This is a genomic window from Mangrovibacillus sp. Mu-81 (assembly GCF_036867415.1).
Classification (GTDB): domain Bacteria; phylum Bacillota; class Bacilli; order Bacillales; family Bacillaceae_B; genus Rossellomorea.
In genome coordinates, this window is sequence record NZ_JBAJHU010000002.1 from 68,086 (window position 1) to 85,898 (window position 17,813).

Sequence of the window (17,813 nt, forward strand, 5' to 3'; positions counted from 1 at the left end):
TCATAGTGCATGGGGAATTTCCACCTCTTCTGCGATCGGGTTCTTTACCATCGTATAGACGGATTGTGATTCCATCGGGCCGACAAGTTCGTCCATGTCATAGAAACGGGTTAACAGGTTCGCCTTGCAAGGCAGCACCGGCTGGTACAAGAGACTGCCGAGAAGATCAGATGGCATTGTTTCTTCATGCTGCTTCAGGCGCTCTTTCAATACAGAAATCAATATCTTCTCTCCGATCAGGCCGCTGACTCCAAAGCCGTTGATGAGGCCGAACAGGTGATTGAAGAAGAAGTAATATCTCAGGCGTTCCTCTGCCACGTCATCACCGCAGATTGTTTCACTGATTGTATTTAATTCAGGCAGCAGTTCAATCAGTTTGCCTGCCTTCGATTCGCTGTAATAGTATCCTTGATTATCGCGGTAATAGAACGTTTCCGGATAGCCGTCCCTAAGTTTGATAACGGAGTTCTGCTGATGGGCTTCAAGCGCAATCCCGTATGTGTTGAACAGCCAGATCATCGGGTCCAGGGTCAGGGACAGATAGCGGTTAAACCAATCGATGCTGACTTCCTCCGCGGTACGATTTTCACGTTCGGCAATACCGGTGATGATGGAATGGATCCTTGGCTTGCCACCGTAGCCATGGTCCTGGCATAGACCTGCAATCAGGCTAGTATATTTGCTGTTTTTATAGAAAGGGTTGTCGCGGATCACCACTTCAAATCCTGAAAGTTCATGTTCGGAATCAATATTCATGTAGGCAGGATCCTCCAAAATGCGGAATTCAGGGAAATTGCGTTTCATGCTTTGTCCAGCTTCGGTTTCCAGAAGCCTTGAAACCTCCACCCCCCTTGCCAGCTCTTTCGCCTGGTTGATGCGGAGGGAGTTTGTGATTTTGACTGGAACAGAGAATTTATACATATATTTGGAGTCCCTGCTGTAGACCGTTCTGAACGAGGAAGTGCCTGTGAACTCCTTGCCGGCCGGTCCGATATAAACAAGCTCGCCATTCTCCAGCCTCTTCCGGACTTCCGCCTGCCCCATCAACTGATTCACTTGCAGGGGATGGACGGGAATCAGCCATTGTTCGTCCTTTTCAATGAATTCTCTCAGCCACTCCTGATTGACTGCTTCATCATTCTGCAATTCTTCGAAAATAATGGAAGCTGCCGAAATCGGACGGCTCGAATCCTGTAGGACCAATGATTTCTTCGCTGCAAAATAGTGAAGCTGATAGGTTCCTTTCCGCTCAGGGGAATAGGCGGCATCTTCACTTTCCGTCAAACCCTGTTTGCTTTTTGGAGTGGGGTGAAGCAGGTGGCCGAACAAAAGGGACTGCTCCGCTTCGATGAAATCAACCTGTTCTTGTAATAGGGATTCTGCATCATCTACGCGATTCTCCAGATACGTTTTGATGCTTCGGCAGCTAAGGATGACACGTTGAATCAGCTCATCTTCTGCTCCACGGAAGCTTTTATCCAGTAAAAATTCTTTGACAATGAGTGAAGTCAGCGTGACGTAATCCATCGGCTGAAGGTCTTCACTCTCTCCAGTACGATAGTAAATCGGAAAAGCGAATAAATGGCGTTCGGTGGCCGACCAGTATTTCACGCCGGCCACTAATTCGATGTTTTGCAGGACCAGTTTCGAGATAATCACTTTTTCAATGTCATCATTTATCAGTAAAGGGTGGCGCTCGTACCATGGAGTTTGTTCATAATTCCCAGTCTCCCGTAAATAACAATTCAGAAAGCTTTGGATCGTTGCGTTTTCTGCTGATTGTTTCGTATCAAACACTGGCCAAACCTCCGTTCATTAGTTGAGTTGCGGTCTTCTCTATTTCGGTCATCAGCTCGCGGATCTCTTCTGTTCCGGTCCTCGGATTAAGGAGAGTCAGCTTAAGGTACGTCATGCCTTCTACGGTCGTTTTCGCAATGACTCCCCTCCCCTCGTGAAGCAGCGTCTGCTGGATCGCCCTGTTCAGTTCATCAAGGTCGAATTCATGGGTGGACTGCGGCTCATAACGGAAAATGATCGTGTTGATTTCAGGCTGGTTATTTTTTAGTGACAGATTGTCAGCCCCGTCAATATAGGATGCTGCATATCGGGCAAGCTCCACGGTATGATCGATCATGTCGCCGAATGTATCGGTGCCGATTGTTTTCAGTGACAGGAACAGTTTCAGCGCATCGAACCTTCTTGTCGTCGACGTCGATTTCGTCACCAGGTTCACGATTCCTTCATCTTCATCTTTCAAAGGATTTAAATAATCCGCATGATGAGAGAGAAAGCCGAAATTCTGGCGGTTCTTCACCAGAAATGCTCCACAGCTGACCGGCTGATAAAATAATTTATGAAAATCGACCGTGATCGAATCAGCTTGTTCAAGACCGTCTAGCTTCCAGCGGTGAGAATGACTTAAAAGCAATCCTCCTCCGAACGCTGCATCGACATGGAGCCAAAGCCCGTATTCTTCTGCAACGGCGGCGATGTCATGCAGGGGATCGATGCTGCCAAAATCAGTGGTTCCACAAGTTGAGACAAGTGCGAACGGCAGCAGATTCTCTTCTCCAAGCTTGGACAGAGCCGCTTCCAAATCTTTCACACTCATGCGATGATGTTCATCTGTCTTCACCGTGATGACTGCCTGTTCACCTAGTCCAAGCTGCGACGCAGACTTCTTCACCGTGAAGTGGGCGTCTTCTGAACAAAGGATGCGAAGGCGGGTGAATGCCCGGGGCAGGCCCTGTTTCTGGACATCATGCCCCCAATGTGTCTGGCAGAAGTAATCCCTGGCGAGTAAAAGGCCCATGTAATTGGATTGTGTACCTCCGCTTGTAAACACACCGTCTGATGTTTCAGGGTAACGGACACGACCGGTGAGCCACCTCACCATCCCTTCCTCCACATAGGTCGCTGCAGGGCTCTGATCCCAGGAGTCCATGGACTGATTCAACGTACCGATGATGCTTTCGCCGATGATTCCGGGCAGGAGCGGCGGGCAGTGCAGATGCGCCATGCTTTTCGGATGTGAAACATGCAGGCTGTTTCTGAGTATAGGTCCTTCCATCTCATCCAGAACTTCCTCCAATGAAATGCCTCTGCGGGGAAAATTCATGATCTTCCCAATTTCTTTCTCGATTGCAGAATGAGACTTGCCTGTGAACGGCCGATCCGTCTCGGCGTATACTTCCTTCAGCTTATGGCCAACTTGTTCCAGCCCCTGGCCAAATGCACTCATCCCCTCTTCCCCCTGGTGAAGGAAGAGGGAGTCAAATGCTGTCTTTTTATCTTTTAACGATACGCTTGCGTTCATGGTGATTACCTCACAATCGAAGCTGCTGCAGCTTCTTTGAAAATGCCGATCACTTCATCCAATTGCTCTTGTGTGATGATGAGCGGCGGCAGGAACCTCACAACCGCCCCGTGCCTGCCGCCTACTTCAAGGATCAGGCCGCGCTTGAAGCACTCCTGCTGGATGCGGCTTGCGATTTCAGGATTTGCCGGGTGGCTCCCGGCGGTTGACTGAGGCAGGGAAGGATCCACGATTTCAGCTCCCACCATTAAGCCTCTTCCCCTCACATCCCCGATTTCCGGGAATTCTTGCTGCATGCCGATCAGAGCATCGAGGAGACGGCCGCCCATCTCATCAGCGTGCTGAACCAACTTGTGTTCCTTGATGTATTTGAGGGTTGCCGTACCTGCTGCCATCGCCATCTGGTTTCCGCGGAATGTCCCGATATGCGCTCCCGGTTCCCAGCAGTCGAGGTCTTTGTCATAGACAACCACTGATAAGGGAAGACTGCCGCCGATCGCTTTGGAAAGCACGAATACATCCGGGACGATTCCGGCATGTTCAAATGAGAACAGTTTCCCCGTACGTCCGATTCCTGTCTGGACTTCGTCAATGATGAGCGGTATGCCACGCTCTTCCGTGATCCTTCTCATTTCCTGCAGCCACTCAATCGGGGCGGGAATGGAACCTCCTTCACCTTGTACCGTTTCAAAGATCATGGCAGCCGGCGGCAGGATTCCGCTTTCCGGATCATCCAGCAGATTTTCGATATATCGTGCCGAAATGCGGTGGCTCTCTTCTCCCCCTACGCCGAACGGACAGCGGTATGTGTACGGGTAGGGAAGGAAATGAGTGTCGGGAATGAGTCCCTGGACGTTTTTCTTCGGGCTCAGATTCCCTGAGATCGACATCGTTCCGTGCGTTGCCCCGTGATACCCTCCCTGGAATGTCAGGATGCTTTGTCTACCCGTTGCCGTTTTGACCAGCTTCAGGGCAGCCTCGATGGCATCCCCGCCAGTCGGTCCGCAGAATTGAACTTTGGCGCGGTCACGGAATCCTTCCGGCAGTGAAGAGAATAATTCATTCATAAATTCTTCTTTTACCGGTGTTGTAAGGTCTAAAGTATGTAATGGTCGCTTGTCGCGGATCACCTGCTCCATCGCTTCGATCACAACGGGATGATTATGGCCGAGTGCCAATGTCCCGGCACCCGCTAAACAGTCGTAATACTTCTTTCCTTCCATATCCATCACATGGATTCCCTCCGCTTCACTGATGGCAAGCGGTATTCTTCTCGGATAAGACCTTGCGTTCGATTCACGTTTCTCCTGCTGGCTTAATAATTCTTTATTTGAAGTTAAAGCTTGAACTGTCATTGATCATCTTCCTTTCTTTGGTTGATTCCGTTTTGCTTTCTTCGTCATGTTAATTGATAATGATTATCAATGTCAATAGTAGTTGATAACTATTCTCAATTAATTATTTGCCTCATGGTCCATTCGGCATAACCGTATCTCCATTCACCTCTTCATTGGCTTTGAAAGGGGCATCATCAGCTTTTTCAGAAAATCTGCACGTGAAAACTGCATGTTATGTTGTTGGAATTTTTCCATAACTATGCCCATTCCCACCACTTTAAAAAAGGTGCTTTCGACCTAGTGTTTTAACTCGATATGAACCATTGCTCTACCTTCATTCTCAATTATCAAGTAAGAATGGCGGCTGCAGAAAACTATTTCCAACTTGCTCACCGCGTAGTATATTTAGGGTATCGAAATAATTTACGTCACGAGGAGATGCACGATCTATGTGGAAAAACAGAAATGTATGGATTTTATTGATTGGCGAATTTACGGCCGGTCTCGGATTGTGGCTGGGGATAATAGGCAACCTGGAATTCATGCAGGAAAAAGTGCCTTCAGATTTTGTTAAATCGCTTATTTTAGCTTCAGGACTTCTTGCCGGACTCGCGGTTGGTCCCCTTGCTGGAAAATGGACGGATCAGGTGAAAAAGAAAAAGGTGATGCTGATCTCTGGTTTTACACGGGCACTGAGCGTCATCTTCATGCTGATTGCGATTGAAACCGGCTCTGTTCTTTGGATGATTGTTTTTCTCGTAAGCATTCAAATTTCAGCAGCTTTTTATTTTCCCGCCCTTCAAGCGGCTATTCCCATGGTGGTCAGAGAAAAGGATTTATTGCAGATGAATGGGGTCCATATGAATGTTGCTACCCTGTCCCGGATTCTCGGTACAGCACTGGCAGGGGTCTTATTGGTCGTCCTGTCTTTGTCCATGCTGTATGTATTGTCTTTGACAGCGTATATCGCATTGTTCATCCTGACATGGTTTTTGTCGTTTGATGAAGATCCGCAGACTTCAGATGTAAAAGGACAGAAAGCCGCTGGAGCCGGATTCAAAGAGGTGTTCCCCATCATCAAAGGGCTGCCGATTGTACTGATGACCTTGATCATGACACTGATTCCGCTGCTGTTCATCGGCGGGTTTAACCTTATGGTGATCAATATTAGCGAACTTCAGGATAGTTCGGCGATTAAAGGGTGGATTTATACTGCTGAAGGGGTCGCATTTATGACTGGAGCTTTTTTTGTGAAGAAAATGGGAGAGATGATGTCGCCGTATGGAATTTTGTTCTTCTTTTCGTTTGTCATCGGTATCTCGCAGCTGCTGCTTTATTTTGCGGACAGTCCTGTCATGTCAGTCGTTTCTTTTGCCATCTTCGGGTTTGCAGTGGGGTGCTTCTTCCCTACAGCTGCGACCATCTTCCAAACCAGGATGCCCAAGGAATTTCACGGCCGCTTCTTCTCCTTCAGAAACATGCTGGACCGCTTGATTTTCCAGGTTGTACTGCTCATCACAGGGTTGCTGCTGGACTTGGTTGGATTACAAATCATGACCGTTTTATTTGGCTGCCTTTCCCTTATCATGACCGGGTTATTTTATTCCAGGTATCGTCAGCTGAAAAACACAGTGTTAGCTGAACAGACAGGGTGAACACCCCTTTCTCCGAACACAAAAAAGCTGCCCTACCGGTTCGTATGACCGGTACAGGGCAGCTTTTTATAGTTCAACAGCATCTCTGTTTCGTGAATGTTTTTGGGATGACGGATTCGTTACAAGCCTGTAAATAAAGACGGTTACCAGCACAACCGCACTCGAAATCAGATAAAGATTTGTAAATCCAAATCCTGCTGAAATCATTCCCAGGATGACCGATCCGACCGCGATTCCAAGATCATAAAAGATGAAGAACGTAGCGGTTGAGTGCCCCGTCCTTTCCTTCGGTGCCGACTGGATGGACATCGTTTGATAGCTGGGAAGAAGTGCGCCATACCCAAGGCCGATCAGTGCACCAGCCAGTAACAGGATCCCAGCCGATTGGGTCACACTTAAAATGATGAGACCGATCGCAAAAATGAATAGAGACGGATAGATGACGGAACCCGGTCCTTTTTGATCAAATAATCGGCCTGTATAGGGTCTGGAAAGCAGCATGGCCAGTGCGAATACGACGAAAAACAGACTGACGGATTCGAATAGCCCGATTGATTTTGCATAAACAGAAATAAAAGACATGATCCCGGAATAGGCAAAGGCGGTAAGAAACCCGACAAGTGCGATCGGCATCGCTTTGATTTCAATCAAATCATCCAATCTTATACGATTTGACGATTTCCGTCCGGTTTGCGGTGTTTCTGACGGTTGGATACCGAATGTCAGGATGAATGCAAACACCATTGTAAACGCAAGACCGAGGAATAGCGTTGAGTACGAAACAAATTGAATCAAAGCCAATGAGAGAAATGGCCCTGCTACTACTGCCAAGTTCATCGACATCGCAAAGTATCCAATCCCTTCCCCTTTCCTGTGCTCCGGAATCAAATCAGACGCTATCGCAACAAGCACAGTCGAAGCGATGCTGAACCATATCCCGTGAAAAAAGCGCAATCCCAATAAAAGATAAAAATCGCTTTCACAAAATAAAAGAACGAAGAAACAGCGAAGAAAAAGATGGAAATCATCAGCGTTCTCTTTTTCCCGATTCCTTCGATTATTTTCCCTGAGAACGGCCGGACGATGATCGCCGACAATAAAAAGATCGTCGTCACGAGGCCTGCCTGCGATTGACTGCCTTGAAGCTCATCAATGACATAGACCGGCAATACGGTTAACAACGAATAGAATACTAGAAAGACAACGAAATTATTCAACAGAGCCATCAAGAATGGCCTGGTCCATATGCTGTTAGCTGAGTTTGACATGCAAAGCTCCTCTCTGGATTTTAAGGTTGTTCCTAATAGTTGTTATACTAATTATATACACGCCAATCACTATTGTAAATATAATTGTCATAACAATTAATTGAAATCGTATTCACTTTCAGACAATTTGTAGTATGATAGTAGGAAGAAGAATAAATTGTAGTAGGTGATACAGCATGCGCGATACTCGTGACGAGGCATTTGGACTATTTACCAATAACACGGTAAAAAATATCATCCGTTTTTTATCTTTCAATATGAAAGATTTTGATATTACTCCTGAACAGTGGACCGTCCTGAAAAGACTGGCTGAAAATGACGGAATCAACCAGAAAGAACTGGCTGTCAAAGCTGAAAAGGATCAGCCCACCGTTACAAGAATTCTTGATATCCTTGAACGGAAAGAATTGATTTCAAAGCAAAAGAATGAAGAAGACCGCCGTTCGTTCATCCTTTTCATAACCGACAAAGGTCTTGCTGTGAAAGATGAATTAACTCCTTTTATCGAGGATTTATGGGAGAAGAAGATTCTATCCGGCATTTCTGAAGAAGAACTCAAAGTGTACCGCAGCGTACTCGTGAAAATGAATGAGAACGTGGAGAAATAGGAACGACATTCAGCTGCGGCTCCCTATATCACAACAAAAAGCTTGAAGAGTGGAAAACCTTACTCTTCAAGCTTTTTCGAATTTAGTATGGATCTGAAGGATGACCTTCTGAGTCTGCCTCTCTGACGGCTTCTTCCTGCTTATCTTTCATCTTCTTCATTCCCTGTTTGACACCTTCTGCGACTCGTTTTCCATAATCCTCATCACATTTCGTAAACATCTCGATCATTTTATCCTGAATTTCTTTTTGACATTCAAGCATGGCACCGACAAGGTTTGAAATCAGTTCATCCCGTTCCCGATCATTGAGCCTTCTGTAGGTTTCGCCTGCCTGCCCGAAGTTGTTTTGACGCGGAATGCTTTCACGTTTCAGATTCCCTTCGACATTTGGCTGATGTTCTTTACCAGGGTTTTTCGCTTCCTTCATCCCGTTGATCGTGGAAGGTTCATAATTGATATGGGGGTTTTGCTGGTCTCCATAATCTTCCCGGAAATCCATTTGCCCCCCATCCTGATTGGTCGCTACACCCTTTTTGGGACGATTGATCGGCAGCTGTAAATAGTTTGCCCCGACACGGTACCGCTGAGTATCTGAATACGAATAGGTCCTCCCCTGCAGCAACTTGTCATCCGAGAAATCAAGACCATCAACGAGAACTCCTGTTCCGAAGGAAGCCTGCTCCACTTCAGCAAAATAATTTTTCGGATTTCCGTTCAGCACCATCTTCCCTACCTTATGCCATGGAAAATCCTCCTTATACCAAAGTTTAGTCGGATCAAGAGGATCAAAGTCCAGCTCAGGATGCTCGCCGTCTTCCATGATTTGAACATACAGTTCCCATTCAGGATATCTCTTCTCTTCAATGGCTTCGTAAAGATCCTGGGTCGCGTGATTGAAATTCTTACTCTGTATCTCATCAGCTTCCTTTTGAGTGAGATTTTTAATCCCCTGCACAGGTTCCCAGTGATACTTGACCAGCACGGCTTTCCCTTCTTCATTCACCCATTTGTACGTGTGAACCCCGGATCCCTGCATATGCCTGTAATTGGCAGGGATTCCCCATGGTGAAAACAGGAATGTAATCATATGCATCGCTTCCGGGGAGCAACTGATGAAATCAAAGATCCGTTCCTTTTCCTGCAGATTGGTCACAGGATCGGGCTGAAATGCATGGACAAGATCAGGGAATTTCAGCGGATCACGGATAAAAAATATCTTCAAGTTATTGCCGACAAGGTCCCAATTTCCATCTTCAGTGTAAAACTTAACCGCAAATCCTCTCGGATCCCGCAAAGTTTCCGGGGAATGCCTGCCGTGGTTCACCGTTGAAAAGCGGACAAATACCGGGGTCTGCTTCCCTGTTTCCGTAAACACCTTTGCCCTAGTGTAGGTTGAGATCGGTTCGTCCCCCACTTTTCCATACGATTCAAAATATCCATGCGCCCCTGCACCCCGGGCATGAACAACACGCTCTGGTATTCTTTCCCTGTCAAAGTGGCTGATTTTTTCAAGGAAATCATAGTTTTCGAGTGTCATCGGTCCCCGGTTCCCGACTGTCCGGACATTTTGATTGTCCGTTACCGGGTGACCCTGCTGGTTTGTCAACGTCGTGTCCTTCTTGTTATCCCGTTTTTTTGAATTCACAACTCTCTGCCTCCTTATGAAATCTCTTACAAGTTATTTCCTTGGGGAGGTGTCGATATACAATGGGATCGAACGGAATAAGAAAGATAAGAAAGATACCTATTAGCAGCCGGGACAAAAAATCTTTGACACCTTGCCAAAAAATGTAGTATATTACGATAGGAACGAACATTTCCAAATGAACATATATTTAATATTCGTTTTTAGGGGTGTAACTCATGGAAAATGTATTTGATTACGAAGATATTCAATTAATTCCTGCAAAATGTGTAGTAAACAGCCGATCAGAATGTGATACGAACGTCGAACTCGGCGGCCGTACGTTTAAACTGCCGGTCGTGCCTGCAAATATGCAGACCATCATAGACGAAAAGATTGCCGCTTATCTGGCAGAACAAAATTATTTCTATATCATGCATCGTTTTGAACCTGAGAAAAGAAGAGATTTTATAAAAGAGATGAAGTCACGGAGTTTAATCGCCTCCATCAGTGTAGGCGTGAAAGAAGAAGAATACACATTTGTGGAACAGCTGGCAGAAGAGCAGCTTACTCCTGAATATATTACAATCGATATTGCACACGGTCACTCCAATGCGGTGATCAATATGATTCAGCACATCAAAAAGCACCTTCCTGAAAGCTTTGTGATCGCTGGCAACGTCGGGACTCCCGAAGCCGTCAGGGAACTTGAGAATGCGGGGGCAGATGCGACGAAGGTCGGAATCGGACCCGGCAAGGTGTGCATCACCAAGATCAAGACAGGATTCGGTACGGGAGGCTGGCAGCTGGCAGCCCTTCGCTGGTGTGCCAAAGCAGCATCCAAGCCGATTATCGCCGATGGCGGAATCCGTACTCACGGCGATGTGGCAAAATCCATCCGCTTCGGGGCATCGATGGTCATGATCGGTTCCCTGTTTGCCGGACATGAAGAATCTCCTGGTGAGACTATTGAAAAAGACGGAAAGCTTTATAAAGAATACTTCGGTTCCGCTTCCGAATTCCAAAAAGGCGAAAAGAAAAACGTCGAAGGCAAGAAAATGTTCGTGGAACACAAAGGCTCACTGGAAGATACATTGGTGGAAATGGAACAGGATCTTCAATCAGCCATTTCTTATGCAGGTGGCACGGACCTGCAGGCAATCCGCCATGTTGACTATGTAGTCGTGAAGAATTCGATCTTCAACGGAGATAAAGTATATTAAGATAAAAAGTGAGGGACGGGCCATTGGAATGGCCCGTCCCTCACTGCATTATATTGATAATTTCAGTTTGGTTCCACATGTACGTGGACATCGTAGATTTCGTATGCTTCTTCCAAATCTTTTTCAACACGTGTGGATATGTCGTGTGCCTCGTGGATATTCAACGCCGGGTTCACCGTGATGACGACATCGACGACGATGTTGTTGCCGTAGGTTCTGGCTTTGATATCCTTTATTCCCTTCACTCCGGGTATTTCATGAATCATTTCCTTGTATTCCTGTATCAGGTCCTGGTCAAATCCATCTGTGAGCTGATGGGAAGCTTCCCGGAAAATCCCCCAGGCTGTTTTACAGATCAGGATCCCAACAATGATCGCGGTAAACGGATCGAGCCAGGGCAGTTTGAATTGAGATCCTATGATACCGGCCACTGTCCCGATACTCACCCACGAATCAGACAGATTATCCCTGGCTGCTGCCATGACCGACTGACTTTTGATTTTCAGTGCAAGCTTCTTGTTGTAGCGGTAAACGAGATACATGACCAGCGCCGAAAACATTCCGGTCCAGGCAGAAATCATGTCAGGCGGATGCCGCGGTCCATCAAACAAAGAGGAAATTGCGCCGGCGAGAACTTGAAAGCCTACAACTGCCATGATGAAAGAGGCAATCATGGACGCAACCATTTCTGATTTCCAATGACCGTACAAGTGGTCTTCGTCTGCCGGCTTTTGTGAAAGCCTCAACCCGATCAAGACGGCGGCCGAAGCCAGAATATCTGTCGTATTATTCAATCCATCGGCTTTCAGTGCTTCCGAGCCGCTGATGTGACCAATGAACAATTTTAAAATTGATAAACATATGTAGGCAATGATGCTGATGATGGCACCGCGTTCACCCAGCTTTAAATTGGAGTATCTTTTTTCATCCAATATTCTAACCTCCCAAACAACTGCTAGAACATTTTAACAAGCCGGATATGTGTGGGTCTATGGCAACCTTTTTACCGCCCTCCATCTATATCACTTCAAGTAAAAAGAGTTGCGTCAAGGAAACTTTATCTTTCCCTCTCATTCACGTTTGAACCAACGTACGTTGTCCCTCCCCTGTCCTGCTTATTTTGTTATTAGTCCAATGAAATATTCATTTTCTTCGTGGTCTATAAAAATTTTTTCACCACGATCGGGACAGGTACACATCAAAAAAACAGCTCCCGCCCAGACACTCAAGGCAGCAGCTGTTTTTTCAATTCGGACACTTCACCGCTCAACTCTTTTTCATCAGCAAGCAGCCGGAACATGCCTTTGATCAATAAGTCATCCGGTTTCGATTTCCGGCATTCTTCCGAGATCCTGTCGGCAATGATTACATATTCCCCGGCTTCTTCACGTTTCAGGGAATGAATTTTATCATAAAGATCCGTCCAGGCTTTTTCCCTTTTTTCAAAAGAGATAAATGCCCCTTCACGATCCATATCGACAGAGAACGGCTTCATCATTTCATCATCCAGGAGGGGCATGCTCTTCCCTTCGAAGAAATCTTCCGCAAGAATCATGATCTGCCTTACAAGATGTTTCCCCAGATCTGCCGGTTTGAGTTCACTATCGGTTGAGATCAGGAGCATCATATAAGATGAATAGATCGATTGGGTCATCCACATCAGATCCCATTTGTACGGATCGATTCTGTTTCCAAATAAGCGCTGGAGATTATACTGCAGCCAGCTGAATAATCTGCCCCGCATCCTATGTTCCATTCCCGCAAGCTTTTCACTGTTCTTGGCGGTTTCACCCCTCATATGCATCTTCATATATGACTTGTATTCGAGGATCCCTTCGAACTGTACCTGAAACTGTTTGGCCAGCCGTTCCTCAGCCGGCATATTCCCGTCCAGACCGACCACGAATGCCCGCTCAAAGACAAGCTGCTGATAGTGCTCATAAATCGAGATGATCAGATCTTCCTTCGATTGGAAAAAGGAATACAAAGAACCCTTTGATATCCCGATGCTGTCCGCAATCTGCTGCATCGAGGTCTGATTGTACCCATGTTCCGCAAACAAGTCGACCGCCATCTCCAATATCACCTTACGTTTATTCATCATTGCCACCCTTTCAAACCCGGCCATGTATTCATGTATTGACCAACTTATTTTAACACACTCCCTCACTTTCCACTTCCCCCGTTCCCGATCAACACATCCAATCTTGACTGGACGATTCAATCATGAAAAAATGACTTATAAGTCAAATAAACTAAAGCTATTATAACAGCATTTATAGACACATTACGAAAATCACCTGACCAACGAGTCAACTACTGAAAAGGAGGTTTTTTATCGTGATTCAAGCCATTCTGAAACGATCAAAGATCACATTGATTTTTGTCCTGCTCTTCGCGATCATCGGAATCTTTACCTTTTTCCAGCTTCCGCAGAGGGAAATTCCTGAAACGGAAATGAACATAGGGACGGTTTCAACCGTTTACCCCGGTGCGACCGTTGAGACAGTGGAACGTGCAGTCACCAATCCGATTGAAAACTCCCTTCAATCGATTGATGGCATCAAGGAGCTGAGTTCGTCGTCAGCCTCCGGATTCTCTACCATTATTGTAGAGGTGGAGGATGGCAAAGACAAAATAGAAGTGTTCAGCAATGTACGCCAAGCCGTGTCAGGCGCTTCCGCTTCCTTTCCCGAAGAAGCCTTCGATCCTGAAATCAATGAATCCAAGGTGAAGATGCCGGTCGTTTCGTATCACCTTACAAGTGACAGCCGCGAAAACCTGCAGGATCTTCAAGAAGAAATGAACCGCTGGAAAGAAGAAATTGAAGAGTTGCCCGGTGTTTCAAGCACCACTGTAAAAGGACTTGCCGAAGAGCAAATCCTCATCGAGTTAAACCTGAAGGAATTAAAAGAAACCGGCTTGAACGTTTCAAACGTAATGACCGCCATAAATGAAGAATACTACCCGTCACCACTTGGGAAAGAAACAATCGACGGCGAAGTCGTTCAACTTTCAGTGGAACATTATTCGACCCTCGATCAAATGAAAGAGGTCTTTGTCGGAAAGAGCCCGGCTGGTGAATCGATTCTTCTCGGTGATATTGCCGAAGTGAAGATTTCACCGAAAGAGGCAGAAGATATCATCACGTATGAAGGCGAACCCTCACTATCCTTCACTGCATTCGTTTCCCAAGGGGAGGATATCCCTTCCGTCGATAAGAGCGTGAGCGGGAAAGTGAAGGAACTTGCAGAGAACCTGCCTGAAGATGTCACCCTTGTTCCTTATTATTCCCAGGCAAGCCTTGTTACCGACATCTTTAAAGGATTGTTCATTTCCTTGGCGATTTCCGTTCTGGCTGTGATCGTCACGACCGCAGTCGGTCTGACAGGTTCCGGAGTGTTCGTCGTCGCATTAGCGATCCCGGTTTCTATTCTGGCCGGATTGATCCCTCTCCCTTACGCAGGTGTCGATCTTAATCAGATATCAGTCATCGGTGCGATCATCGCACTCGGTATCCTGGTCGATGATTCTATAGTGATGAATGACAATATCCAGCGCCGCTATAAACTCGGTGACAATGCGTTGACAGGTGCAGTGAACGGTGTGAAGGAAATGTGGGTATCTATCGTCACCTCTTCCCTCGCGATCGTGTTCACATTCTTGCCGCTCGTCTTTTTATCGGGCGCAAACGGAGCATTCATCCGGGCTTTGCCAACCGTCTTGATCACGACAATCCTGGCTTCAACGCTCGCTGCGCTCGTTTTCGTACCCGTGCTGCGCTACATGCTTTACAGTAAGACGAAGAAAAAGATCTCTGATTCACCCGGCATCCTTGGGAAGCCACTCGATAAGCTGGCAGATTTATATGCAGACGGCATCTTGAAAAGATTCTCAAAGAAGCCTTTACTGACTTCAACACTGGGTCTTCTATTCACGACCGCCATCTTCGGTCTGATTGCGTTCACACCATTTGAATTCTTCCCGGCAGCCGACCGTGAAGAAGTGACTATCGACGTCACCCTGCCGATTGGCACGACGCTTGAAGAAACGGCGGAAACGCTTGAAGAAATGGAAGACAGGTTAAAAACCCATGAAGGAGTCCATGAAACAAGCGTGTTTGCCGGAACCGGCCTGCCTAATCTGTTTAACAGCTCCCTTCAAAATGCCGGTGAAAACACTGGGCAGATTGTTGCGCGGGTCGACAAGGAGAACCAGACTGCCCAAGGCTTGATCGATGACTGGACAGAGAAGCTCCGTGGTAAGTTCCCCGAAGCCGAATTGTTCATGGAAACGATCCAGCAGGGTCCGCCGGCCGGTGCCCCTGTAACCGTCACGGTATCAGGTCCTGAAATCGAGAACCTCCTCGAACTGCGTGACTCGATTCGAAAAGGAATCGAAGGACTGGAAACAAACCTTGTTGTCGATAATGTCGGAGAGCTTGCTCCCACTATGGAATACATTCCAAATCGGGAATTGATGGAAGCGAACGGAATCACTGTTGACCAAATCAGCCGGCAAATACGCATGGCAACGGAAGGGATCCCCCTTAAAGCGTTTGATAACGGCGTCACAAAGCGGGATATGAATGTTGTATTGGACGGGAACGAAGGAGAAGTCGACCTTTCCGTACTGGAAGTACCTGCGGGTGCGCAGAACCCTGCAGCTGAAGGACCGCCGGCACTAGTTTCCCTTGATGACCTGGTAACGGTTGGAAGAAAAGACGAAATCCAGCAGATTCCTCACTTAGACGGGGAACGCGCGATTACGATCCGTGCTTTTCCTGAAAACGAAGACGGATATAAAGAGAAAGTGCAAGAAATTGTTAAGGATACGCAAGAAGGGCTTGATCCGGAATATAAAGTGACACTTGGCGGCGAGAATGAAGCGCAAAGCAGCTTCTTCTCGGAAATCACGATCCTGTTCACGATTGTGCTGTTCCTTGTGTACCTGCTGATCGCCCTCCAGTTCAATTCATTATCGATGCCATTTCTTGTATTGGTTGCTGTCTACCTGGCAATAGCAGGTGCCATTCTCGGATTGTTCGTCACCCAGACACCAATCAGCTTCCTGGCAGTCATGGGCATGGTGTCCTTGACGGGAATTGTCGTAAGGAACTCGATCGTCCTCATCGAGTTCATTGAACAGGGATTAAGAGACGGCATGAATCTGAAAGATGCAGTAGTCGAGGCAGGACGCGTCAGACTGAGACCAATCGTCCTGACCGCACTCACATCCATCGTTGCATTGATTCCGGTCGCGGTCAGTGGAGATGTGCTCTTCACGCCGCTTGCGGTTACGATCATCTCAGGGATCGCATTCTCGGTCATCCTGACACTGATGATTGTGCCGATGCTCTATCTGGTACTGGACCGCTTTCGGCGGAGGAAAAGAGAGAGAGCAGTGGAATAGGAGTAAGCCCCGTTGCTGCCGGTTTATTCGGTGGGAGCGGGGTTTTTTGCTTTAGTGCATTTTTCTAGTTGATTAAGGCTACTAAGATTTCTGCAGCATTTTAATAAGCTTTGTTGATTCCTTTTTCACAGCCCTCTATTGATGTGTTCATTCTCATTGCTAAAACCGACCATACTACAGCTAATATAAGGAGTGTCACTCCTCCACTCCAATATAATAAACCAAAGCCTCCCTTTAACTGTATGATTATGTAACTGAGTGCCGGCCCTAAAGCTGCCCCTGCATCTTGAGAGATGGAATATATGGTAAGGAAAGATACGACATTTGTAGTCTTTGAGGTGTCTAGTGCAAGAGTGTCGAGGATGGTAGATAAGATTGTAGCTCCTGCCATCACGAAAAGAGTAATGACGATCCAGAACCCCAACGGAAGTCTAATGGATAACATACCAAAAACAATGCCAGCAAAAATCAAGGAAACAATAAAAATCGGCAGCCTGCCTCTCGAGCCATCAGACCAGTGCCCCACAGTCCTTCCGAGGAAGGGTTCCCATGCCCACCTAACTGCTTGAATTATGCCTGATAACAAGGTAACACTCACAATTACATTCACTATTGAAATACGTTCTCCATAAAAGTGTTCAATCATTGAACTCAGCGTGGATGTAACGATTCCTTGAAATAACATAGCAATGAGAAAACCCGAAACAATAATAGATACTTTATACCCCTGCTTGCCAATAAAAGGCCTTCCTTTATTTATTTCCTCTTCCTTTACAGAAGACACATTGTCCTGAGAAACTGTAAAATTCATCAATATCGGAAGCCCTAAAAGGGTCAATAAACCAAATCCTACTGATACTGAGCTCAAGCCAATAAAAGGAACTAACATGCCGCCAATCAGCATCCCCACTAAGCTTCCAGTTCGATAGAGCCCATTAAATAAACCCATTGAATATCCCCGTTTATCCTTATCAGCGTACAGGGCAACAACTGATAACCCTCCAATTCGAAAAAAAGACCAAGCAATCCCCCATATGGCACGCAGAATCATCCAGGCCAGAAAACCTTCGAAAATACCATACCCTATCGTTGTGAATCCTCCTAACAGAACCGCTGTGATCAATCCGGTCTTCAATGAAATACGTTTGTAGACCAAGCCAACCAGAGGATTAATGGGTAATCGTATGAAGCGATTTATCGAAAGAAGCACGCCTACTTGCCAAATGGAATCAAGCCCTGCCGTTTCCCAATAGATTGGCAGGGCAATATAAAGCATTGAATCTCCCAAGAGACTTAAAGCTGTAACTATGGCGACTATTACAATAGTGCTTGAAGATTTCTGATCTTTAATAGTCACCATGAGTTCTTCC

At 46.5% G+C, this 17,813-nt stretch carries 11 protein-coding genes and 1 pseudogene; 4 read left to right on the top strand and 8 right to left on the bottom strand.

Annotation, left to right across the window (positions count from 1 at the left end; translation table 11 throughout):
• Genes V6B33_RS04120 through V6B33_RS04130 form a run of 3 tightly spaced genes read right to left on the bottom strand, consistent with a single transcriptional unit; the run spans position 1 to position 4,671 of the window.
• Positions 1-1,797 carry an IucA/IucC family protein gene (locus V6B33_RS04120; RefSeq protein WP_334216490.1) on the bottom strand — a complete coding sequence of 599 codons (1,797 nt, stop codon included), beginning with the start codon at positions 1,795-1,797 and terminating at the stop codon, positions 1-3.
• A complete protein-coding gene (locus V6B33_RS04125; protein ID WP_334216491.1) occupies positions 1,790-3,316 on the bottom strand; it encodes a pyridoxal phosphate-dependent decarboxylase family protein in 1,527 nt (508 codons plus the stop codon). Before V6B33_RS04125 ends, V6B33_RS04120 begins: the two co-directional genes overlap by 8 nt.
• 5 nt (positions 3,317-3,321) lie before the next feature.
• Entirely contained in the window at positions 3,322-4,671 is a 1,350-nt protein-coding gene (locus V6B33_RS04130) for an aspartate aminotransferase family protein (RefSeq protein ID WP_334216492.1), read from the bottom strand.
• Positions 4,672-5,102: 431 nt separating this feature from the next.
• Here V6B33_RS04130 and V6B33_RS04135 point away from each other — a divergent pair, with 431 nt between their 5' ends.
• A complete protein-coding gene (locus V6B33_RS04135) occupies positions 5,103-6,308 on the top strand; it encodes an MFS transporter (RefSeq protein ID WP_334216493.1) in 1,206 nt (401 codons plus the stop codon).
• A gap of 66 nt (positions 6,309-6,374) precedes the next feature.
• Here the strand turns inward: V6B33_RS04135 and V6B33_RS04140 are convergent.
• Positions 6,375-7,576 (bottom strand): annotated as a pseudogene (locus V6B33_RS04140) (MFS transporter).
• A gap of 176 nt (positions 7,577-7,752) precedes the next feature.
• On the opposite strand from V6B33_RS04140, the gene V6B33_RS04145 reads away from it, so the two are divergent.
• The gene (locus tag V6B33_RS04145) at positions 7,753-8,184 is read left to right on the top strand and encodes a MarR family winged helix-turn-helix transcriptional regulator (protein WP_334216494.1); all 432 of its coding nucleotides are present in this window, start codon (positions 7,753-7,755) and stop codon (positions 8,182-8,184) included.
• Positions 8,185-8,266: 82 nt separating this feature from the next.
• Here V6B33_RS04145 and V6B33_RS04150 read toward each other — a convergent pair whose 3' ends face one another.
• A complete protein-coding gene (locus tag V6B33_RS04150; RefSeq protein WP_442915466.1) occupies positions 8,267-9,829 on the bottom strand; it encodes a catalase in 1,563 nt (520 codons plus the stop codon).
• 218 nt (positions 9,830-10,047) lie between these two features.
• Between V6B33_RS04150 and guaC the strand changes: the two genes are divergently transcribed.
• Positions 10,048-11,031, top strand: a complete 984-nt coding sequence (gene guaC, locus V6B33_RS04155) for a GMP reductase (RefSeq protein ID WP_334216495.1) — start codon at positions 10,048-10,050, stop codon at positions 11,029-11,031.
• 62 nt (positions 11,032-11,093) lie between these two features.
• On the opposite strand, the gene V6B33_RS04160 is transcribed toward guaC, so the two are convergent.
• Positions 11,094-11,963 carry a cation diffusion facilitator family transporter gene (locus V6B33_RS04160; protein ID WP_334216496.1) on the bottom strand — a complete coding sequence of 290 codons (870 nt, stop codon included), beginning with the start codon at positions 11,961-11,963 and terminating at the stop codon, positions 11,094-11,096.
• A 293-nt stretch (positions 11,964-12,256) separates the two neighbouring features.
• Positions 12,257-13,135 (bottom strand): TetR/AcrR family transcriptional regulator, encoded by an 879-nt coding sequence (locus tag V6B33_RS04165; protein WP_334216497.1) that lies wholly within the window; start codon positions 13,133-13,135, stop codon positions 12,257-12,259.
• A 236-nt stretch (positions 13,136-13,371) separates the two neighbouring features.
• Here V6B33_RS04165 and V6B33_RS04170 point away from each other — a divergent pair, with 236 nt between their 5' ends.
• Positions 13,372-16,443: an efflux RND transporter permease subunit gene (locus V6B33_RS04170; protein ID WP_334216498.1), complete on the top strand. Its 3,072-nt coding sequence runs from the start codon at positions 13,372-13,374 to the stop codon at positions 16,441-16,443.
• A 100-nt stretch (positions 16,444-16,543) separates the two neighbouring features.
• Here V6B33_RS04170 and V6B33_RS04175 read toward each other — a convergent pair whose 3' ends face one another.
• Entirely contained in the window at positions 16,544-17,803 is a 1,260-nt protein-coding gene (locus V6B33_RS04175; RefSeq protein WP_334216499.1) for an MFS transporter, read from the bottom strand.
• Positions 17,804-17,813 lie beyond the last annotated feature (10 nt).